This is a genomic window from Curtobacterium sp. B18, from assembly GCF_000333375.1.
GTDB lineage: Bacteria > Actinomycetota > Actinomycetes > Actinomycetales > Microbacteriaceae > Curtobacterium.
This window is the reverse complement of sequence record NZ_BACZ01000542.1, coordinates 1-19,852: the sequence shown is the minus strand read 5'-3', so window position 1 is coordinate 19,852 and position 19,852 is coordinate 1. Positions and strand designations below refer to the sequence as shown.

Annotated in this window: 17 protein-coding genes and 4 pseudogenes; 9 read left to right on the top strand and 12 right to left on the bottom strand. The window is 73.1% G+C overall.

Annotation, left to right across the window (positions count from 1 at the left end; genetic code table 11):
• Both I5E_RS14780 and ybeY read left to right on the top strand, forming a co-directional pair.
• Window positions 1–395 (top strand): PhoH family protein (locus I5E_RS14780; RefSeq protein WP_148286986.1); only part of this gene is annotated, 395 nt, incomplete at its 5' end.
• Window positions 392–853 carry an rRNA maturation RNase YbeY gene (gene ybeY, locus I5E_RS14775; protein WP_022907665.1) on the top strand — a complete coding sequence of 154 codons (462 nt, stop codon included), beginning with the start codon at window positions 392–394 and terminating at the stop codon, window positions 851–853. The genes I5E_RS14780 and ybeY, both read left to right, overlap by 4 nt.
• On the opposite strand, the gene I5E_RS26525 is transcribed toward ybeY, so the two are convergent.
• Window positions 819–1,118, bottom strand: a complete 300-nt coding sequence (locus tag I5E_RS26525) for a hypothetical protein (protein ID WP_083857989.1) — start codon at window positions 1,116–1,118, stop codon at window positions 819–821. The genes ybeY and I5E_RS26525 overlap by 35 nt on opposite strands.
• On the opposite strand from I5E_RS26525, the pseudogene I5E_RS27045 reads away from it, so the two are divergent.
• Window positions 1,003–1,272 (top strand): annotated as a pseudogene (locus I5E_RS27045) (hemolysin family protein); the annotation flags it as partial. The gene I5E_RS26525 and the pseudogene I5E_RS27045 overlap by 116 nt on opposite strands.
• Window positions 1,273–1,398: 126 nt before the next feature.
• Here I5E_RS27045 and I5E_RS27040 read toward each other — a convergent pair.
• From I5E_RS27040 to I5E_RS14755, 4 genes and pseudogenes are all read right to left on the bottom strand, one after another.
• Window positions 1,399–1,755: pseudogene (locus I5E_RS27040) on the bottom strand (cysteine hydrolase family protein); the annotation flags it as partial.
• 205 nt (window positions 1,756–1,960) lie between these two features.
• Entirely contained in the window at window positions 1,961–2,470 is a 510-nt protein-coding gene (locus tag I5E_RS21900) for a cytidine deaminase (protein WP_022907663.1), read from the bottom strand.
• A complete protein-coding gene (locus tag I5E_RS14760) occupies window positions 2,467–3,228 on the bottom strand; it encodes an amidohydrolase family protein (protein WP_022907662.1) in 762 nt (253 codons plus the stop codon). The genes I5E_RS21900 and I5E_RS14760 overlap by 4 nt, the downstream gene beginning before the upstream one ends.
• A 146-nt stretch (window positions 3,229–3,374) precedes the next feature.
• Entirely contained in the window at window positions 3,375–3,872 is a 498-nt protein-coding gene (locus I5E_RS14755) for a hypothetical protein (RefSeq protein ID WP_022907661.1), read from the bottom strand.
• Between the two features lie 109 nt (window positions 3,873–3,981).
• Here I5E_RS14755 and I5E_RS14750 point away from each other — a divergent pair, with 109 nt between their 5' ends.
• Window positions 3,982–4,677: a GntR family transcriptional regulator gene (locus I5E_RS14750; protein WP_022907660.1), complete on the top strand. Its 696-nt coding sequence runs from the start codon at window positions 3,982–3,984 to the stop codon at window positions 4,675–4,677.
• A 109-nt stretch (window positions 4,678–4,786) separates the two neighbouring features.
• Here I5E_RS14750 and I5E_RS14745 read toward each other — a convergent pair whose 3' ends face one another.
• From I5E_RS14745 to I5E_RS14725, 5 genes and pseudogenes are all read right to left on the bottom strand, one after another.
• Window positions 4,787–6,250 (bottom strand): amidase, encoded by a 1,464-nt coding sequence (locus tag I5E_RS14745; protein ID WP_222836473.1) that lies wholly within the window; start codon window positions 6,248–6,250, stop codon window positions 4,787–4,789.
• Window positions 6,247–7,815: pseudogene (locus tag I5E_RS21895) on the bottom strand (primary-amine oxidase); the annotation flags it as partial. The gene I5E_RS14745 and the pseudogene I5E_RS21895, both read right to left, overlap by 4 nt.
• Before the next feature lie 462 nt (window positions 7,816–8,277).
• On the bottom strand, window positions 8,278–9,825 hold the full coding sequence (locus tag I5E_RS14735) for a gamma-glutamyltransferase (protein WP_022907658.1): 1,548 nt from the start codon (window positions 9,823–9,825) through the stop codon (window positions 8,278–8,280).
• Window positions 9,822–10,916: an FAD-dependent oxidoreductase gene (locus tag I5E_RS14730; RefSeq protein ID WP_049973525.1), complete on the bottom strand. Its 1,095-nt coding sequence runs from the start codon at window positions 10,914–10,916 to the stop codon at window positions 9,822–9,824. Before I5E_RS14730 ends, I5E_RS14735 begins: the two co-directional genes overlap by 4 nt.
• Complete coding sequence (locus tag I5E_RS14725; RefSeq protein WP_031262832.1) at window positions 10,913–12,154, bottom strand: aminotransferase class V-fold PLP-dependent enzyme; 1,242 nt, start codon at window positions 12,152–12,154, stop codon at window positions 10,913–10,915. Before I5E_RS14725 ends, I5E_RS14730 begins: the two co-directional genes overlap by 4 nt.
• Before the next feature lie 100 nt (window positions 12,155–12,254).
• Between I5E_RS14725 and I5E_RS14720 the strand changes: the two genes are divergently transcribed.
• The gene (locus I5E_RS14720) at window positions 12,255–12,761 is read left to right on the top strand and encodes a RidA family protein (protein ID WP_022907657.1); all 507 of its coding nucleotides are present in this window, start codon (window positions 12,255–12,257) and stop codon (window positions 12,759–12,761) included.
• Here I5E_RS14720 and I5E_RS14715 read toward each other — a convergent pair.
• Both I5E_RS14715 and I5E_RS14710 read right to left on the bottom strand, forming a co-directional pair.
• The gene (locus I5E_RS14715) at window positions 12,748–14,202 is read right to left on the bottom strand and encodes an aldehyde dehydrogenase family protein (RefSeq protein WP_022907656.1); all 1,455 of its coding nucleotides are present in this window, start codon (window positions 14,200–14,202) and stop codon (window positions 12,748–12,750) included. The genes I5E_RS14720 and I5E_RS14715 overlap by 14 nt on opposite strands.
• Window positions 14,203–14,225: 23 nt before the next feature.
• Window positions 14,226–15,245 carry a phosphotriesterase gene (locus I5E_RS14710; protein WP_022907655.1) on the bottom strand — a complete coding sequence of 340 codons (1,020 nt, stop codon included), beginning with the start codon at window positions 15,243–15,245 and terminating at the stop codon, window positions 14,226–14,228.
• Between the two features lie 224 nt (window positions 15,246–15,469).
• Between I5E_RS14710 and I5E_RS21890 the strand changes: the two are divergent.
• The 4 genes and pseudogenes from I5E_RS21890 to I5E_RS14690 form a co-directional block, all read left to right on the top strand.
• Window positions 15,470–17,063 (top strand): annotated as a pseudogene (locus I5E_RS21890) (amino acid permease).
• Between the two features lie 88 nt (window positions 17,064–17,151).
• Window positions 17,152–17,991: an urea amidolyase associated protein UAAP1 gene (locus I5E_RS14700; protein WP_022907654.1), complete on the top strand. Its 840-nt coding sequence runs from the start codon at window positions 17,152–17,154 to the stop codon at window positions 17,989–17,991.
• Entirely contained in the window at window positions 17,991–18,686 is a 696-nt protein-coding gene (locus tag I5E_RS14695) for an urea amidolyase associated protein UAAP2 (RefSeq protein ID WP_022907653.1), read from the top strand. The genes I5E_RS14700 and I5E_RS14695 overlap by 1 nt, the downstream gene beginning before the upstream one ends.
• Window positions 18,683–19,852: ATP-binding protein (locus I5E_RS14690; protein WP_031262829.1), on the top strand; the 1,170-nt coding region annotated here is incomplete at its 3' end. The genes I5E_RS14695 and I5E_RS14690, both read left to right, overlap by 4 nt.

Genomic DNA, 19,852 nt, shown 5'->3' with positions numbered 1-19,852 from the left:
CCCCGCCCGAGCAGATGAAGATGTTCCTGACGCGGCTCGGGTTCGGGTCGAAGATGGTCGTCACGGGCGACATCACCCAGGTCGACCTGCCGGGCAACCTGTCCGGGCTCCGGCTCGTGACGCGCATCCTCGGCGAGGTCGACGACATCCACTTCGCCCGCCTCGGCAGCGAGGACGTCGTCCGGCACACGCTCGTCGGCCGGATCGTCGACGCCTACACCGTCTACGACGAGGAACGCCTCGCCGAGCAGTCCGGGTACCGCCCAGGCGGCCGGGGCAGCGCGGCCACGCCGAACCCCGCCGGTGCCAACCGCGCCGAGCGACGGGGGCGTCCGCCGCAGGACCGCCAGCGCTCCCCGTACCCCCAGAACGACCCCCGAGGAGGGAACCGGTGAGCATCGAGCTCAACAACGAGTCCGGCGTCGAGGTCGACGAGGCCGCCATCCAGCGCCTCGCCGCCTTCGCGCTCGACGCGCTCCACGTCCATGCCGACGCGGAGCTCGCGATCGTGCTCGTCGACGAGGGCGCGATGGAGCAGCTGCACGTCCGGTGGATGGACGAGCCCGGCCCGACCGACGTGCTGAGCTTCCCGATGGACGAGCTCCGCCCCGGCACCGAGGACGAGCCGACCCCGGCGGGCCTGCTCGGCGACATCGTGCTCTGCCCGCAGGTGGCCGAGGAACAGGCGAAGACCGCTGGGCACTCGAGCACCGACGAGATGCTCCTGCTGACGTGCCACGGCATCCTGCACCTGCTCGGGTTCGACCACGCCGAACCCGAGGAGAAGGCCGAGATGTTCGGGCTGCAGGGCGAGATCCTCACGGCGTTCGCCGCCCAGCGCCGAGGGCGGTGAGCTGATGCTGCTCGTCGTCGGCATGCTGACGGTCGCGTTCGTGCTGGTCGTCGTCGGCGGCCTGCTCGCCGCGTCCGACGCAGCGCTGTCCGTGCTGTCCCGGGGGCGACCTCGACGAGATCGCCCGCGAGAGCGGGCACCGACGCGCGATCGAGGCGATCGGCGACGACGTCGGCGCGCACGTCAACGCGCTCAACTTCTTCCGCGTGCTGGCGGAGACCGCGGCGGCGGTCTTCGTCACGATCGCGCTCGTGATGGTGTTCACAACGTGGGGGGTCGCCCTCATCGTGGCGGCTGCCATCATGACCGCGGTGTCGTTCGTGCTGGTCGGGTCGAGTCCCCGCAGCGTCGGGCGTGCACACGCCGAACGCCTCATCGCCACGACCGGTGGGCTCGTCCGGGGCGTCCGCATCGTGCTCGGCCCGCTCGCCGGACTCCTCGTGGCGATCGGCGACCGCGTCACGCCGGGGCGCGGGGGCAGCGCGTCCGTGCGCACGCTCGCTGGAGCCGGCGACGCAGTCGGTGAGCACCCGCACCGCGTAGTCGTGCTGGTGCGCGTCGGCCGCGGTGTAGTGGATGCACACGTCCGTCAGGCCACCGACGAGCAGCACCGTGCCGGCACGGTAGGCCTTGAGCACGATCTCGAGCTCCGTCCCGAAGAACGCCGAGTACCGACGCTTGCGGATCACGAACTCCTCCGGTCGGGGGTCGATCCACGAGGCGAGTTCGGTCTGCTCGTCGCCCTCGATGCAGTGCGGCCCTTCGGCACCGTCGAGCTCGCGGCCGATGTCGACGAGGTCCGGCTTGTGGACCTCCTGGATGAACACGACCGGCACACCCGTTGCCCGACAGTGCTCGATGAGGTCGCGGACGCGGGGCGCGCCTTCCGCGCGACCGTTCATGACGGGGATGCCCGGTGTGGGCATCGTCGAAGGGGGGGGCCGCCCTGGACGTCGACGACGATCAGGACGGGGTTCCCGGGGACGGCGAGCATGCGGTGGTTCCTTCCACGACGGATCGTGCACTCGGGTGGGGACCGGTGCGCGCCGTCGCCGCCAGTCTCCGACGGCTTCCGACACGGCACGGGTCGGGGGTGTTTCAGCGGCGTTAAACCTCAGGTGTCGTGGAGTCGACGCCGCTCGTGGGGTCCGACACGCTCCGCGCCGCTCGGCGCCGTCGGAACGGCAGCAGCTCCGCGACGCCGACCGGGGCGAACCCGTCGCCGACCGCGACCCACACCCGCGCGTCCGGTGCGTGGTCGCCGAGGAGTTCGGCACAGACGCCGCACGGCTCGATGAGGTGCAGAGTGCCGGCCGGGCGACGGAGGACGCCGACGACCGACTCGACCGCGGAGCCCGCGACGACCGCTGCGCTCAGGGCCGCCGACTCGGCGCAGACCGACGCCCGGCCCGCCGACGCTTCGACGTGCAGGCCCGTGACGACGGTGCCGTCCGCCAGCCGCAGTGCCGCCGCGACCTCGTGCACGCCCGCACGGTACCGACGGTCGAGCAGCGCCGTCGCGACCTCGAGGAGCTCCCGGTCGGCCTGCGCCATCCCGGGCGGCGGACCGTCGAGGACCGGGCGCTCGGACGGACCCGACGCCGCCGTGGGGTTCACGACCAGCCCAGGATCCGGGCCATGTTGCCGCCCTCGACCAGTGCCCGGTCTGCCTCGTCGGGGATCGCCTTCGCGATCTTCATGCGCTCGAGGTCGAAGTCGCTGCCCGGCCACTCCGACCCGAGCAGGATCTTCTCCGCTCCGAGACGGGCGTACGCGCGCTTGACGTCGGACATCAGCGTGGCCGACGTCTCGAGGTACACGTGCGGGTTCCGTTCGGCCACGATGATCGCCTCCGGCACGTTCCAGACCGCGCCCATGTGCGCGATGATCGTCGGCACCGTCGGGAAGCCCTTCGCGATCTCCTCGATCGCGAAGGGCGCGCAGAACGCGTCGTCGAGGGCGTTGATGAGCACGGGGAGGCCGAGCTCGGCACAGACCTCGAACAGCGGGTCGAGCAGCCCGTGGTCCGCGACGTGGTACCCGTGCAGGCTCGGGTGCAGCTTCAGCCCGACGAGGCCGCCGTCGGCGAAGCGGCGGATCTCGTCGGTCGCGTGCTCCCACTGCGGCATGACCTGACCGAAGCCGAACAGCCGGTCCGGGTGCGCGGCGACGAGGTCCATCAGGAAGTCGTTCTCGATGCCCTGCGCGAGTGAGCACACCATCGCGCGGTCGACGCCGGCCGCGTCCATGCGGTCGAGGATCCGGTTCGCGTCGAACGGCGTGTACGCGGGCGGTTCCTCACCGGGCCGGACCCCGCTGAGGTAGTCGCTCCGGCCACGGCGGTCCTGCGTGGTGTTGTAGGCGTCGATGATCATCCTGGGCGTCTCCTCGTCGGCTGCTCGCGGGGACCGGGCGCCCCACATGACATCCGATACTGCCAGAATTGGATCCAATTTGGTAGCGATCGATCGGCCAGGAGGCGCGGGCCGACGGACAGGGTCGTGTCACGACCACAGGCGGGTCAGTGCACGGCGGTCATCGCGCCCATCGCGAGCACCCCGACGAGCGACGCGATGCGGCGCGCCGACTCGACGCGCGCCGGGGGGCGACGTGCGACACCCCAGGCCACGGCGCCGACGTGCACCGCCACCGCGACGGCGATCGGCAGGAGCAGCACCGTACCGTGCCGGTGACCCGCGCTGTCGCCAGCGTGCACGGCCCCCAACAGCACGAACGCAGCGCCGAGCAGCATGCCGAGCGCGTGCAGGTGGTCGCCCTGCGGGCGGTGCGGACGACGGAGACGATCGAGCAGCGCGGTCACCAGGGCGCACCCGCCGAGCAGGACCGCCCAGAACGGCGCGGGGACGAACCCCAGGGTGGGGACGTGGACGTCCGCCATGGCCGCGAGCATCACCGTCTCGCCCACGAGCACCGACCACCCCGCGCGTCGGCGCCCTGCCACTCCCAGCACGAGGGCGACCAGGGAGCCCGCGAGGGTGACGACGATCAGCACGGTCATGATTGGATCCAATCACGGGCGAGTCGGATACGGCAACGGGATCCACCACCTGGCAGGATTGGATCCGCAGCGGGGGCTCGCTGCGACGACGCACCGAGGAGACCACGACGTGACCACCACCGACGGCAACGCACTCGTCGACGACCTCGCCGCCCGCATCCGCACGAAGATCATGTCCGGCGAGATCCCGATCGGCGCACCCCTGCGCCAGGCGGACCTCGCCGCGCAGTTCGGCATCAGTCGGACGCCCGTCCGGGAAGCCCTGCGGCAGCTGCAGACCGGAGGGCTCATCGAGGTCGTCCCGAACCGCGGTGCCGTCGTGCGTGTCCCCGTGCCGTGGGAGGTCCGCGAAGCGTACGAGGTCCGCGCCGAGCTCGAGGCACTGGCGGCCCGTCGCGCCGTGGACCGGCTCGACGACGCCACGATCGGTCAGCTGCGATCGGTGAACCAGGCGATGTACGAGCGCTCCCTCGCGGCGGCCGAGGGCGAGCAGCCGAAGCAGCGCGAGGGCGTCGACAACGACCAGTTCCACGGGCTGATCTACCAGGCCTCGGGGAACACCCGCCTCACCCGCATGCTCGTCGAGATCAACGACGCCTTCCCCCGGAACGTCTCCGCCCTCGTCCTCCGCGAGAACTCCCGGCACCGCGAGGAGAACTTCCGCGAGCACGAGGAGCTGATCGAGGCGTTCGTCGGCAGCGACCACGAGCGGGCGGCCGGGCTCATGCGCGACCACGTCCTGCGCGCCGGCGAGCACCTGGCGCACTGGTACGAGCGCCGCTCGTCCACGGTCTTCACGGGCTGACGGCCCGGCCGGTCCGCGCCAGCTCAGGCCCGGACCCAGGCCGGATCCGGGCCGGAGCCGACGTGCCGGGGCCGAGCCGCGCCTCCCGAGCGGTGGACCGCCCCGACGGCTACCGGGCCGGCGCCCGCCGGATCCAGCCGGTCGCCTCCTCGATCGCGCGTGTCACCGCGAGCAGCTGCGCCTCGCGACCGTACCGCCCGACGACCTGCACCCCGACGGGCAGCCCCTCCGCGGTGAACCCGGCCGACGTCACCACGACCGGGTGCGCCGTCAGGGTGAGGCGGTTCGCGAGCATCTGCCACGTGAAGTAGCGCTCGAAGCGGTGCCCGTCGACGGTGTCGACCCACTCGTCGTCCGCGGGCGGAGCGACGACCGGCGTCGCCGGCAGGACCAGCACGTCGTGCCGGTCGAGGACCGCAGCCGTGTCGCGGTACAGCCGCGTCCGTCGCTCGTAGGCGTCGGCGAGCTGGGTCGCCGTCGTGGCACGTCCCTGCTCGACGTTCCGGACGTAGTCGGGACGGAACCCGTTCGCGCCGGCGTCGACCGCGTGCCGACCGCCGAGGAAGAACTCGAACGTCTCGATGGTCTCCCAGGCCTCGTCGGCGCCGGCGAAGTCGGGCTCCGCGGCCTCGACCACCGCTCCGAGCCCCGCGAGCTGCTCGCCGAACGCCCGGTGCACGGCCCGGATCGCCGGATCGATCGGCAGCCCTCCGGCGTCGTCGCTCCAGGCGATCCGGAGGCCGTCGACCTCGACCGGACGCACCGGGTGCCGGGTCATGGCGGACATCGGCCAGACCGACCGCTCGACCGCGAGGGCGTCCATGAACCGTGCGGCGTCGGCGGAGTCGCGCGCCATCGGCCCGGTGACCCCGTGCGGCGTCCACGCGTTGCCGGTGCGCCCGCTCGGCACGCGACCGGGGCTGGGGCGGACGCCGACCACGTTGCAGAAGGCGGCCGGGTACCGCAGGCTCCCGCCGCTGTCCGAGCCGTCGGCGATCGGCAGCATCCGAGCGGCCAGGGCAGCCGCGGCACCGCCGCTGGACCCGCCGGCGTGCCGCGCCGTGTCCCAGGGGTTCACGGTCGTGCCGAACACCGGGTTGAAGGTCAGGACGCCCTGTCCCATCTCCGGCGTGTTCGTCTTGCCGATGATGATCGCACCGGCGTCGCGGAGCAGCGTCGCCAGGACGCTGTCGTGCGCGGCGGGCGGTGCGTCCGCGAACGCGGCCGACCCGTTCGTCGTCGGCAGGCCGGCGACGTCCATCAGGTCCTTCACCGCGGTGGGCAGGCCGTGCAGGAGCGGCAGCGGGTCGCCCGCCGCGCGGGCCTCGGCGGTCGCGCGGTCGGCGTCCTCGGCCGCGGCGAGCGAGACCGAGTCCGGTTGCTGCGAGACGACGGCCCGGAGGCGCGGGTTGCGCTCCTCGATGCGCTCCAGGTGGGCGCGCATCACCTCGACCGCCGAGACCTCGCGGGCGGCGACGGCCTCGGCCAGCCGGACGGCCGACCAGTCGGCGAGGTGTTCGGCGGACCCGTCCGTCGCGCGGTCCGGTGCATGGTCGGTGGCGTGGGTCATCATCGCCCGCCGTCGTGGTCGTGCTGCTGCTCGGCGTGGACGCGACCGTCGTGCGCGGCGTGGGTGTCGTGGCCGGCGTGGCCGCCGTGGTCGTGGCCGGTGCCCGGTGCGCAGTGGTCGGTCGCCGACGGCGGGACGTCGAGCGCGGGGTTGCGGTCGAAGAAGCCGTCGGGTTCGAGCCGGAAGCCGATCCGGTCGACGGGCATGATCGGCCACTGCTCCGGCCGCGGGAAGTGGTGCACCCCGAGGACCGGCCAGAGCACGAGTCGCTCGTTCTCCAGCGATCGGTCGGCCCGCTGCCAGACGTGCACGCCGTCGTCGCCGAGTTCGCCCTGGTTCGGGTACTCGCCGGCGATGAAGCGCTGCTCGGGGTCGAACGCGCTGGCCCACAGGTGCTTCGCCACGAACGGCGCCTTCCGCTCGACGATGCTGCCGGGCAGGACGTGCAGCTGCGCGGTGTCCTTGATCGCGAGGCGGTAGGCGGTGCTCTCGCCGAACCGGTTCTCGGCCGACTCGCTCTCGATGCGCCAGTGCAGTGCTCGGGCGGGGTCGGTCGTCCGGGCGCCTGCTGCCTCGGAGGCGATGGGGGTCTCGACCGCGATGCAGGCGTTGCCGTAGGGGTTCAGGGCCTCGTCGGGCTCCGGCTCGGCGTGCACCTCGACCAGCCGGTTCAACGGCCCGTCGACCGCGGTGTCGAGGCGGACGGCGAAGTAGTGCTGGTGGGTCGGTGCCTGGACGTTCGGCGCCACCATCCGGCCGGACCGCGGGGTCTCGCCGTCGGCGATGCCGGACACGGACATGATGCCCGTCAGCTTCACCTCGAGCTCGACGGATCCGTCCTGGTACAGGGACCAGTAGAAGCCGTAGTCGTAGTTCGCGACCGTCGCGAAACTCGAGACGACGAGCCGGCGGCTGCGCCGGACCTCGGCGCTGCCGGTGCGGGTGTTCACGTGCTTCCAGAGGATCGAGTCGTCCTCCTCGTGCAGGCAGATGCCGTTGACGATGGTCTGCGGTTCGCCGTGGCCGTCGAGGTAGTCGACGTCGAAGTAGCGGATCTCGCCGAGGCAGTCGCAGCCGAGCTCGAGGCTCGCGGTGAGCGGACCGGCGCCGTACTCGCCCCAGTCGAAGAAGTTCTTCCGGTACGCCGTCGGGTCGCTGTCGAGGTACGGGACGTACATCTCGTTGACCGCCGCGCGGTGCAGCACCGGGCGCTCGACCTCGCCGTCGCGGTAGCGCAGGTCGTGCAGCACGAGCCCCTCGCGGTGGGAGAACCCGACGCGGAACGTCCAGTTCTGCCAGCGGACCTCGTGCCCGTCGATCGCGAAGCCGGGGCCGTCCGCCTGCACGATGTCGAGCGCCGAGACCTCGCGGTCGGGACCCCAGGTGCCGGAGGTGTAGACGCCGGTCTCGCTCGCCATCGGGACGACCCCGTGGTCCTCGATGCGGACGACCTCGAGCGAGTCCAGGTCGAGGATCGGGACGAGCCCGGCGACGGGCCTGGCGTAGCCGTTGTCCTCGGGGAACTCGCGGTACCAGACGGTGCCCCAGCTCAGGCGGCGGTCGGCGAGGTCCTCCCGGGACGAAGCCGGTGATCGACTCCGGGTCGACCCAGACGAGCGACGTGTCGGTGATGCCGCGTTTCGCGAGCGCCTCGACGATGAGCGGGGACTTCCGCGCGGCCTGCGCGATGAGCCGGGCCTCGTCGCTCGAGACGCCCGGGCGACGGTGGTCGACGTCGGTCCACAGCTCGACGATCGCGGGCGAGTCCGGCCCGGCCGTCCACCCCCGGACCTCCCAGGCGGCGTGCGCGTCCGGGTCCATCACGACGAGCCGGACCGGACGGGCCCCGCCCGCTGCGGTCCCCCGGGCCTTCTCCTCGTCGAGGGCGATCCCCCAGAAGCGCGGTCGTGCGCCGATCCGGCCGGACCCGCGGACCGCGGCGACGAAGGAGGCGATCTCGGCGGAGGTGAGCGGATCGAGGACGTGGGCGGTGCTGCTCATGGGCTTCCTTCTCGGGTGGATCGGGGGGGTCAGTCGGTGTGGAGGACGACGGCACGGCCGTCCGCACGGGGGTCGCTCGCGGCGTCGAGGTGGCCGTCGGCGTGGAGTCGGACGGTCTGCACGTGCCCGGCCTCGTCGACCGGGCCGGCGGTCCGCGCGACGGGGAGCCCGAGCGCGGTGGCGGCGGCGACCGCGTCGTCCGTGCCGGGTTCGGCGACGAGGGTCATCTCCTCGTGCCCCAGGTCGCGCGCACCCACGACGAAGCGCGGGCGTCCGAGTACGGCGACCGGGTCGACCTCGACGTCGACGAGGTCACGGGCGACCTGCGCGAGGATCCACGGTTGCGCACTGCCGCCCTGGCAGCCGAGGCCGACGACGAGACCGTCGGCCTCGGCGATCACCGGCAGCAGGGTGTGCGGCGGTCGCAGGCCGGGGCCGACGTGCCCCGGGTGGGCGGGGTCGGTGCTGAACGCCGAGCCGCGGTTGTGCAGGACGACGCCCGTGCCCGGGTCGAGGATGCCCGAGCCGAACAGCTGGTAGACGCTCTGGATGAGGGTGACCACGGTGCCGTCGGTGTCCGCCGCGGTGACCGCGACCGTGTCGCCGAGGGCACGCCCGGCCCGGGGCAGCGCACCCGTCCGACCGGTGCCGCGCGGGTCGGTCATCGCGTCGACGTCGATCGGTCCGCCGCGGGGGTCGCCGAGCTCGGCCTGCCGCACGAGGGCCGCGCGGTGCACGGCGTCGACGAGGTCCGCCGTGCGGTCGGTGGCGTCGGCATCGGTCGCGAGCGCCTCCGGCAGGATGCCGAGCAGCACGACTCCCTGGGTGGGCGGTGGCGCGACCCACCACCGGACCCCGGCGACGAGGGCCTGCTCGGGTTCGGCGAGCTCGGCCTCGTGTGCACCGAAGTCCTCCTCGGTGTGCGCGCCGCCGAGTTCCCGCAGTCGGGTCGTGATCGACCGGGCGATCCGGCCGCGGTACATCGCGCCGGGGTCCGCGGCCAGTTCGGCGAGGGTGTCGGCGAGCGCGGGCTGCACGAGGCGGTCTCCGGCGCCGAGCAGCCCGCCGCCCTCGTCCGCGAAGACGGCGGTCATCCCGGCGTCCGCGCGGATCTCGTCCTCGCGGAGCGCGATCGCTCGGGCGAGCCCGGCGGAGACCGGGGCTCCCTCGGCGGCGAGCCGCGCGGCGCGGAGGAGCGGCGGACGGAGTCCGAGGCGCCCGCCGAGTGCGTCGATCGCCCGCCACCCTGCGACGACACCGGGCACCGTGACGGTCTGCGCACCCTGCCGGGGCATGCGTTCCTGCTGCGCGAGCGCCGCGACGTCGATCCCGCTCGGAGCCGCTCCGGCGGAGACGACCGCCGTGACGTCGCGTCCTGGTCGTCGGACCAGGGCGACGAGGTCGCCGCCGATGCTGCACTGGTGCGGGTACACGACGGTCAGCGCGGCGGCGGCGGCCAGCGCGGCGTCGATCGCGTCGCCGCCCGCCCGGACGGCCTCGGCTGCGGCGTCGAGTGCCGCCGGGTGCGGTGCGGCGACGGCGACCCGGCGGGACACGGGGGCGGCGGGTTCGGTCATGCGGTGGTCACCATCCGTGCGGGGCTGAGGAAGTCGAGGTCCGGACGTGCGACCCCCTCGACGAGGTCGGCGACGGCCTCACCGATCGCGGGGCCGAACTTGAAGCCGTGCCCGGAACAGGCGGCTGCGACGACGACCTCGGGCTCGTCCGGCAGCGCACCGACGACGAAGCGCTTGTCGGGTGTCATCGTGTAGAGGCAGGCGACGGCCTCCCCGCCGGTCGTGTCGATCCCCGGGACGAACCGCTCGAACAGCCCGGCCAGGTGGGCGGTCTCTTCGTCGGTCGGTGGCGCGACGGGCACGTCCGGGTCCCAGACCGGACCGGCGTCGATGCCGATCTTGGCACCGGACCCGGCGGCCTCGGGCAGCCCGAAGACGAGCCCCTCGGGCAGGTCCACGGAGAAGCAGCCGAGCGCCGGCGGCTGCGCGAGCGCCTGACCGGTGGGCACGGTGAGCGTGACGATGCGCCAGACCTCGAAGAACGTCGCGGCCCCGGGCACGAGCCGTGACGCCCACGCACCCCCGGCCAGCACGAGCCGGCGTGCGCGGATGCTGCCGCGATCGGTCCGGACGGTGACGACGCCGCCGTCGACCCGCCGGTCGAGCACGGTCTCGCCGAACCGCAGGTCGGCGCCCGCCGCCGCGGCGGCGGACTGCGCGAAGGCGAGCGCGCGTGCCGCCTCGACGACGCCGGCGTCCGGATCGTGGACGGCACCGTACGTCTCGGGGGGACGCAGCGACGGCGCGAGTGTCCGCCACGACGCGCGGCCGGCCGGGAGGCTCGACCCGCCCTGCATCGTCGGCGCACCCCGGTGGGCGTAGAGCCCGCCCGTCGGGTGCAGGAAGGGCGCTCCGGCCGCGGTCCCCCACCGGCCCCAGCCGCGGTACGCGCGGTCGACCAGGTCGTTCCAGACCGCGTTCGGGTAGGCGCGGCGGATCATCCGCGTCGCACCGTGCGACGACCCCCGGGAGTGCCCCGGGGCGAACCGTTCGACGGCGACGACGTCGAGGCCACGGCGGGCGAGCTCGTAGGTCGCCGCGGACCCGTGGATCCCGAGCCCGAGGACGACGACGTCGTGCACGTGGGTCATGCGCGGGCCTCGGCGACGACCTCGGCGACGCCGTCGAGCAGGACCCGGACGTCCTCGTCGTCGTTGTACACGTGCGGTGACACCCGGACGACGCTCGGCAGCCCGCGGGCGCCGAGGTCCCACTGCGCATGGGTCGCGGGCACCGAGATCGAGTCGATGCGGCGCTGTCGGAGACGCGCGGAGACCTCCTTCGACGCGACGCCGTCGACCGTGAAGGTGACGATCGCCGATGGCGAGGCGGGCGGGTCGGCCACGGTCACGCCGTCGAGTCCGTCGAGGGCCGACCGGATGCGGGACCCGAGGCCGACGAGGTGCGTCTCGGTGGCCGCGGGGCCGCGCTCGAGCGCCTCGCGCAGCGCCACCCCGAGGCCGAGCCGCGCGGCGACGGAGCACTCCCAGGTCTCGAGCTGCCGTGCGGTGCCGTCCATCGTCCACTCATCTTCCCCGGTCCAGACCGCTCCGCGGACGTCGGGGGCCCACGCGCCGACGCCCTCGAGCACGCCGCGGCGCAGGTAGGCCAGTCCCGTCCCGCGCGGACCGCGCAGGAACTTCCGGCCGGTCGTGACCAGAGCGTCACAGTCGACGGTCCGGACGTCGACGTCGATCTGGCCGACGGACTGCGTCGCGTCGACGACCGTGAGCGCCCCGTGGCGACGGGCGACGGCGGTGATCTCCGCGACGGGCTCGACGAGCCCGGACGAGGTCGGCACGTGCACGGCGCTCACCACGACCCGGCCGGTGGCCCCGGCGACGGCCCGGTCGAGTGCCTCGAGGTCCATCGCGCCGCTGCCGTCGCTCGGGACGACCAGGAGCCGGACGTCGTCGTGCCGCTGCATGGCGAGCAGTCGGAGCGCCTGGCTCACGTAGCTCGACCGCGGCGCGACGACGGTGTCCCCCGCCCCGAGCCGGAGGGCGTCGAAGACGCCACGCAGACCACTCGTCGCGCTGTCGAACAGGGCGATCTCGTCGGCGTCGGCGCCGAGCAGCGCGGCGGCCGACGCGTACACGTCGGCGATCTCGTCGGCGACCGCGTTGGCCGCTTCGTACCCACCCACCCGCTGTTCCCGACGCAGGTGGGCGACCACGGCCTCCAGGACGCCGTCACTGACCAGGCCGGCTCCGGCCGCGTTGAAGTAGTGGCGTCCCGCGGTGCCGGCGGTGCGCGACCGCTCGGCGGCCACGTCGATCGCCGTCGTTGCCGGGACGGCGAGCGTGCCGTCCTCCAGACCGATCGTCATGTTGCGGGTCCTCCCTCGTGCGCGTCGCCCCCGGACGCTGAATGGATCCCATTATAATCAGGTTGTATCCATTACCGCCACCGCCGGATACTGTGGGGCCATGGAACACTCCGCCGAAGCCCGCGCACTCGAACTCGGACTCGACATCCCGGACTACGCGAACCCGCCGTACGGCGGCCGCTACGGCAGTTCGCTCCGCGCGTTCCACCGCACGGGCGACCTGCTGGAACTGAGCGGCATGACGCCGGAGTCGCGGGACGGCACGATGCTGCACCCCGGCTCGGTCGGGGTCGACATCACCCTCGAGCAGGCGCAGGAAGCCGCCCGCTACACGGCGGTCAACGCCCTCGGCATGATCCGGTACGCCCTCGGCTCGCTCGACGAGGTCGCCGCACTGTCCCGTGGGCTCTGCTTCGTCCTCTGCCCACCCGGGTTCGAGCAGCTCAACCAGGTGTCGAACGCGGCCAGCGACCTGCTGTTCGACGTCTTCGGCCCCGACGTCGGCCGGATGGGCCGCGCGTCGATCGGCGCGACCGCACTGTCACGGAGCGCCTGCTTCGAACTCTGGCTCAGCGTGGAGTGCCGGCCGGTGCTCAGAGCGCGATGACGACGCTCTTCGGTTCGCAGAAGGCGCGCAGGGCCTCCTCGCCGAGATCGCGCCCCAGGCCGGACTCACCGACCCCTCCGAACGACAGCGCCGGGTCGAAGAGGTTGTAGGTGTTCACCCAGACCGTGCCGGCGTGCAACCGCTGCCCCATCCGGTGCGCACGGGCGAGGTCGCGCGTCCAGACGCCGGCCGCGAGCCCGTAGGTCTGGTCGTTGGCGATCGCGACGGCTTCGTCCTCGTCGTCGAAGGGGATCACGCCGACGACCGGACCGAAGATCTCCTCGCGCGCGATGGTCATGGTGTTCGAGACGCCCGTGAAGAGGGTCGGCTCGACGTAGTAGCCGGGACGGTCGGGCACGCCGCCGCCGACCGCGACCGTGGCACCCTCGGCCTTGCCCTGCTCGATGTACCCGAGGACCTGCTGCCGCTGCTCCTCGGACACCAGCGGCCCGACGGTGATCCCGCCGTCGAGGCCGTCACCGACCGGGACCGTGCGGACGGCCGTGACGAGCCGGTCGGTGACGTCGTCGAGGACCGATCGCTGGACCAGGAGCCGACTGCCCGCGGTGCACATCTGGCCGGAGTGACCGAACGACGCCCGCATCGCGGTGACCACGACGGCGTCGAGGTCGGCGTCCGCGAAGACGATGTTCGGGCTCTTGCCACCGAGCTCGAGCGTGAGGCGCTTGAAGTCCGCGCTCGCGGCGGTCATCACCTTGCGGCCGACCTCGGTGCTGCCGGTGAAGGAGACCTTGTCGACGCCGGGGTGCGCCGTGAGCGCAGCGCCCACCCGGCCGTCACCGGTGAGCACGTTGACGACGCCGGCGGGGACCCCTGCCTCCTCGCAGATCGCCGCCACGCGGAGCATCGTCAGCGGGGTCTGCTCCGCGGGCTTCACCACGACCGTGCACCCGGCGGCGAGCGCCGGCGCGAGCTTGAAGGCCCCGGTCATGATCGGGAAGTTCCAGGGCAGGATGAGCGCCGCGACCCCGACCGGCTCGAGGGTGGTGTAGACGTGGTGCTGGCCGCCGTCGACGGGGACGACCGTGCCGGTCAGGCGCGACGGGGCGCCCGCGTAGTAGCGGAAGACGCGTGCGGAGGTCGCGGTGTCGGCGCGGGACCGTTCGATCGGCTTGCCGTTGTCGCGGGTCTCGAGCACCGCGAGCTCCTCGAGTCGCTCCTCGATCAGGTCGGCGACGCGGTGCAGGACCCGGCTGCGGTCGTGCGGATTCATCCCGCTCCACCGGCGGTCCTCGTGGGCTCGTCGAGCCGCGGCCACGGCGGCGTCGATCTCGACCGGCCCGGCCTGCGGGACCCGGGTCAGCAGCTCCTCGGTGGCGGGGTCGAGGACGTCGAGCACCTCGGCACCGGTCGGCGCGGTCCAGGTGCCGTCGACGAGGAACGGCTCGAGCGGGGCGAGGGGGACGAGCGTGTCTCTCATGGCGGGTCCTTCGGGTGGGGGGGTCAGGGGCGGTCGAGGAGCCGTGCGGGTTCCTCGACCGTGATGCGGGTGAGCACGTCGTCGGGGACGCCGAGCAGACGGAGCCCGGGGACGACCCGGGCGTTCAGGTGGTCGAGACCGTGGCCGCCGAACCGGCGGAGCTGCCCCTTCGTCCAGGTGGCGTGCCCGAAGACCCAGCGGGTGTCGGGCGCCGATTCCCGGAGCGCCAGGAACGCGTCGACGCGCTGCGGGTCACTCGCGTTGCGAATCCGTCCGACGTGCGATCCCTCGTTCCCGAAGCACAGCTCGAGGACCGCTCCGGCCTGCCCGAGGTCGCGCAGGTAGGGCAGGTCGAGGAACTCGTCGACCGTCGAGAAGACGACCCGGCTCGGGTCCACGCCCTCGGCGACGACGTGCGCGAGCACCTCGAGGCCGTTCCGGGCGTCGGCGGCGAGCCGGACGACGACGGCGGCGCCGGTGGACGCGGCAGCCCGGGCGGCCGCCGCGAGGCTCCGACGCTCCTCGACGCCCTCGGCAGTGCCGAAGGCCGCGGTGGTGCCCATCAGGCCGAGGATGCCCGCGCGGTACCCGGTCCCGGGGACCGCGTCGGAGAGCGCGCGCTCGAAGAGCCGCTGGCGAGCGTCGGTGTCGAGTTCGAGGTACCAGTCCGGCAGCAGACGCGGCAGGTAGGCCCCGTACCCCGCGACGATGCCGACGCCGCTCGCCCGTGCGAGGTCGGGGAGCCGGGCGTGGTCGGGTCCGAACCCGAGCGAGCTGAGGTCGACGGCCAGGGCGAGGCCGGTGTCGGCGGCGGTCCGCAGCTCGTCGGCGAGCAGGTCGACGTCGTCGAGCCGCAGGTTGTCGGCGAGTGCGAGCTGGCTCCACCGCAGCGCCGCGGCGAGGTCGGCCGTGACGGCCAGCGTCGGTTCGAGCTGCTCGACACCGGGCCGCTGCAGGGCACTCGCATCGGTGAGCAGGTGCTCGTGCATCGACACCGGGCCGACCCCGGACGACACCACCGGGCCGAGGACGGTCTGGATCACGAGGTGCCTTTCACCGGGGCGGACTTGACGGATCCAATCTACATCGGTTTGGATCCCTCTTGTCCACGGGTGTCGTCGACCGCACCTGCCGACCCCGAACGTTTACACGCGGGCGCCTTCCGACACGTGCCCGAAACAGACGGGCAACGACGACGACACAGCCCCGCACGACACTGGTCGCACTACCTGTCACCCGACAGGTACTCCGCGAAAGGTCTGCAGCCATGCGCTCTCCCGAAGCACCGCTCCACGCACCCCGCGCCACGTCCAGCGTCGATGCCCAGGGCCTCGCCCGGCTCGGCTACGAGCAGGAACTCCACCGCGGGGTCGGCTCGTTCTCGTCCTTCGCCGCCGGGTTCTCCTTCGTCTCCATCCTCACCACGGTCTTCCAGCTCTTTGGGCTCGGGTTCGGACTCGGGGGCGCGGCGTTCTTCTGGGCGTGGCCGCTGGTCTTCGGCGGCCAGCTGCTCGTGGCGCTGAACTTCGCCCAGCTCGCCGCACGCTGGCCGATCTCCGGGGCGATCTTCCAGTGGTCGAGCCGGCTCGCCGGGCCGCGGTTCGGCTGGTTCACCGGCTGGACGATGATCATCGGGCAGGTCCTCACCGTCGCGGTGGCGGCCATCGCGGTGCAGGCCGTGCTCCCGGCGATCTGGAGCGGTTTCCAGATCGTGGGCGGTGCCGGTGCCGACCCGTCGCTGGCGTCCCCGACGGGTGCCGCCAACGCGGTCGTGCTCGGACTGGTCATGCTCGCCGTGACGACGATCGTCAACATCCTCAGCGTGCGGCTGATGGCCCGGGTGACGAGCTTCGGCGTGCTCGTCGAGATCGTCGGCGTCGTCGTGCTCATCGTCGCGCTGTTCCTGCTGCCGCACCGCTCCCCGACCGTGGTGTTCACGACCGAGGGGTACGCCGGCCCGACGAACGAGCCGTACGTCTGGGCCTTCCTGGCGTCGTCGCTCATGGCCGCGTACGTCATGGTCGGCTTCGACTCGGCGGGCGAGCTCGCCGAGGAGACGCACAACCCCCGGCGCACCACCCCGAAGACGATCATCCGCGCCCTGACCGTGTCGGGTCTCGGCGGCGGCCTGCTCATCATCGGTGCGCTCATCGCGGCGCCGAGCCTGACCGACGGCAAGCTGGCCACGCAGGGGCCTCGCCTGGGTGATCACCTCGGCGCTCGGCGACGTGTTCGGCCGGCTGCTCCTCTGCACCGTGGCGGTCGCCGTGTTCGCGTGCACCCTGGCGGTGCAGACCGCCGGTGCCCGCATGGTCTTCTCGATGGCGCGTGAGCAGGCGCTGCCCTTCCACCGCACGCTCGCCCGCGTCTCGCCCCGCACGGGCACCCCGATCGCGGCATCGATCGTCGTCGGGGTCGGCGCCGGGCTCGCCCTCGCGGTGAACATCGGGCAGTCCGCGATCTTCACCGCCCTCTCCAGCCTCTGCATCGCGATGCTCTACCTGGCGTACCTCGGCGTGACGGGCCCGCTGCTCGTCCAGCGCATCCGACTCCGTCGCACCGGGCTGCCGACCGGGGTGGACGAGGACGGCCGGCCGCTCTTCACGCTCGGCCGGTGGGGCATCCCGCTGAACGCCCTCGCCGTCGCGTTCCAGATCGGCATGGCGGTCAACCTGATCTGGCCCCGCCCGGAGATCTACGACCTCACCGGACACTCCTGGTGGCTGCAGTACAGCGCGCTGCTGTTCATCGGCGGCGTCCTCGTCGTCGGGTGGGCGTGGTCGTCGTGGCGGCACCGCGCACACGGGCCGATCACCCTCGCCGAGGTGCCGCACACCGCGCCGACCCCCGTCGAGGCCTGACCCCGGCGCCACCGGCGACCCCGCACCGCCAGCACCGCCAGCTCCACCCGCTCCACCCGCTCCACCCGCTCCACCGGAAGGAACCACCGTGCGTGACCTGCACCAGACCGACAGCGTGATCGCCTCGCGATCGGACGCCCGCGCCCAGGGCGGTGCGACCTCCGACTGGATGCCGTACCTGCCCGCGTCGTCGTCGCCGTTCGCCCCAGCGGGCGTCGACCCGGCCGGTCTGGTGTGGGCCGAGACCGTGGCACCGGGCGGGTACACGCACAAGGTGCTCGCGCGCGGGACGCGGATCCGCTTCGACGACCCGACGGGTGACGCGTGCGCGAACGTGCTCGTGTACAACGCGCTCGAACCGTGGGAGCGCCTCAACGTCGCGGACACGCAGAAGATCCCGTGGCAGGCGTACCTCGGCCAGGGCTCCCCGCTCCTCAGCGGCGACGGGCGGGTCCTGGCGAGCATCGTCGAGGACACCTCCGGCCACCACGACGCGTTCTGCGGCACGAGCACCGACGCCGGGAACGAGCGGAAGTACGGCGACGCAGCACCGGAGGGCCCGAGCCCGAGCGGCCGGTCGCTCCTCGCGAAGGCGGCGGCGAAGCACGGCCTGTCGAAGCGGGACCTCCCGCCGAGCGTCTCGTTCTTCCGGGGTGTCCGCGTCGAGGCGGACGGCACGCTGACGCCCACGGGGAGCGCCGGACCGGACCGACACGTCACCCTCGTCGCCGAACTGCCGCTCCTCGTCCTCGTCGCGAACGTCGCCCACCCGATCGACCCCCGGCCCGGCTACACGGTCGGTCCCCTGCGCGTGCACGCCTGGCGCGGCGCCCCGACGACCGCTGCCGACGAGCGCTTCACCGCGACGCCGGAGCTGCACCGCGCCTACCTGAACTCCATCGACTACGCGGAAGCACGAGGCTGCTGATGACCATCGCCACCACGACCTCCACCGTCCCGGTCGGCGCGGTCCACGCGCCGGACGTCCCCCTCGACCGGAGCGGCTCCCTCGTCGCCGGCACCGTCGTCCGCGACGACGACGTGGCCCCGCTCGCACCGTGGTCCGCCGTGGTCCGCGCGGGCGAGGTGCTCACGATCGTCGACGTCGGCGGCAACCAGAGCGCCGACTGCCTGGTCTACAACGCGCACGACCCCGACGAGCGCTACAGCGTTCCGGACACCCTCGCGGCGCAGGGCAACGCCTACGTCCGGACCGGCACCGTCCTCATGTCGAACGAGGGCCGCCCGCTGATGACCGTCGTCGGCAACGAGATCGACCGGCAGGACACCATCGGCGGCGCGTGCTCGAAGGAGTCGAACACGCTCCGCTACGGCCACCACACGCAGTTCCAGCACGGCTGCCGCGAGAACTTCCTCGCCGAGGCCGGACGGCACGGCCTCGGCGCCCGGGACATCGTGTCGAACCTCAACTGGTTCATGAACGTCCCGGTCGAGGCCGACGGGGCGCTCGGCATCGTCGACGGCATGAGTGCCCCCGGCAAGCGCGTCGCCGTCCGTGCCGAGCGGGACGTCCTGGTGATCGTCTCGAACTGCCCGCAGATGAACAACCCGTGCAACGGCTTCTCCTGCACCCCGCTGCGCATGATCGTGGTCCAGCCGTGACCGCCGCGCCCGACCCCACCGGGACCGACACCGTGACTCCCCCGCTCTCCACCGACACCGTCCTCGTCGCCAACCGCGGCGAGATCGCCCGCCGCGTGATCCGCTCCGCCAAGGCGCTCGGCATGCGTACCGTGGCCGTCTACTCGGACGCCGACCGCGCCGCCCCGCACGTCCGCGAGGCCGACGTCGCCGTCCGGCTCGGCCCGGCCCCGGCGCGCGAGTCGTACCTGCGGATCGACGCCGTCGTCCAGGCCGCGATCGACACCGGCGCGGGACTCGTGCACCCGGGCTACGGCTTCCTGTCCGAGAACACCGAGTTCGCCGCGGCGTGCGAGGCCGCCGGCATCCGCTTCGTCGGCCCGACCGCCGAGCAGATCGTCCGGTTCGGCGCGAAGCACACCGCCCGTGAGCTCGCCGCGGCCGCCGGCGTCCCGATGCTCGCCGGCACCGGGCTGCTGGACAGCGTCGAGGACGCCGTCCAGCAGGCGGAGCGCATCGGCCTGCCGGTCATGCTCAAGGCCACCGGTGGCGGCGGCGGGATCGGCATGCAGGCATGCGCGACGCTCGACGAGGTCCGCGAGGCGTACGCGAGCGTCGAGCGCACCGCGTCGGCCGCCTTCGGCTCGGCCGGGATCTTCCTCGAACGGCTCGTCCGGCCGGCCCGCCACGTCGAGGTCCAGCTCTTCGGCGACGGCGAGGGCCGCGTCGCCGTGATCGGCGACCGCGACTGCTCGCTCCAGCGCCGCAACCAGAAGGTCATCGAGGAGGCCCCGGCCCCGGCGCTCCCCCGCCGGGTCCGGGAGGAACTGCACGCGTCCGCCCGTCGGCTCGCCGAGAGCGTCGGGTACCGCAGCGCGGGGACGGTCGAGTTCGTCTACGACCCGGTCCGCGAGGAGGCGTCCTTCCTCGAGGTGAACACGCGGCTGCAGGTCGAGCACCCGGTGACCGAGGAGGTCTTCGGCGTCGACCTCGTCGAGCTCATGCTGCGCCTGGCCCGGGACGGGGCGGCCGGCATCGACGACGACGTCTTCGACCGCGCGTGGACCCCGACCGGGTTCGCCGTCGAGGCCCGCGTCTACGCCGAGGACCCGGCGAAGGGGTCCCTGCCCTCGAGCGGCCTCGTGACGCAGGCGGTGTTCCCCGAGCGTGACGGCGTCCGCGTCGAC

Bases quoted from the DNA above. Each gene is read 5' to 3' on its own strand.
- I5E_RS14760 (WP_022907662.1), bottom strand. From the start codon at position 3,228: ATGATCATCGACGCCTACAACACCACGCAGGACCGCCGTGGCCGGAGC.
- I5E_RS14755 (WP_022907661.1), bottom strand. From the start codon at position 3,872: ATGACCGTGCTGATCGTCGTCACCCTCGCGGGCTCCCTGGTCGCCCTC.
- I5E_RS14745 (WP_222836473.1), bottom strand. From the start codon at position 6,250: ATGATGACCCACGCCACCGACCATGCACCGGACCGCGCGACGGACGGG.
- I5E_RS14735 (WP_022907658.1), bottom strand. From the start codon at position 9,825: ATGACCGAACCCGCCGCCCCCGTGTCCCGCCGGGTCGCCGTCGCCGCA.
- I5E_RS14730 (WP_049973525.1), bottom strand. From the start codon at position 10,916: ATGACCCACGTGCACGACGTCGTCGTCCTCGGGCTCGGGATCCACGGG.
- I5E_RS14725 (WP_031262832.1), bottom strand. From the start codon at position 12,154: ATGACGATCGGTCTGGAGGACGGCACGCTCGCCGTCCCGGCAACGACG.
- I5E_RS14720 (WP_022907657.1), top strand. From the start codon at position 12,255: ATGGAACACTCCGCCGAAGCCCGCGCACTCGAACTCGGACTCGACATC.
- I5E_RS14715 (WP_022907656.1), bottom strand. From the start codon at position 14,202: ATGAGAGACACGCTCGTCCCCCTCGCCCCGCTCGAGCCGTTCCTCGTC.
- I5E_RS14695 (WP_022907653.1), top strand. From the start codon at position 17,991: ATGACCATCGCCACCACGACCTCCACCGTCCCGGTCGGCGCGGTCCAC.